This window comes from Nostoc sp. CALU 1950 (assembly GCF_051172895.1).
GTDB classification, from domain to species: domain Bacteria; phylum Cyanobacteriota; class Cyanobacteriia; order Cyanobacteriales; family Nostocaceae; genus Nostoc; species Nostoc edaphicum_A.
Window position 1 is genome coordinate 1 of sequence record NZ_JBDNJQ010000487.1, and the last position, 256, is coordinate 256.

Consider the following 256-nt stretch of genomic DNA (forward strand, 5'->3'; position numbering starts at 1 on the left):
TAGAAGTACCCACAGTTGATGGTGGGGGCTGCTCCCTCACACCAATAGCAACACACAACACTTCCACAATTTCTGGTATGCTCTTCCTTTCATAAAGCTCTGTTAACTTCTTCTGGCAGATTATGGTAACAGCATTTTCAACTTCCTTTTGTAATACCTTAGTAGATGGTGCTGCACTAGTCTTCAATGAATACCATTCTTCACCTAATCCCTTCAAATGACATTTGTGATCCAAAATATCTGTTCTGTTATCCCT

General features: G+C 40.2%; 1 protein-coding gene. It reads right to left on the reverse strand.

Features of this window, described 5'->3' with window-relative positions:
- A partial coding sequence (locus ABF638_RS38510; protein WP_435027971.1) for a hypothetical protein occupies positions 1 to 256 on the reverse strand: 256 nt, incomplete at both ends.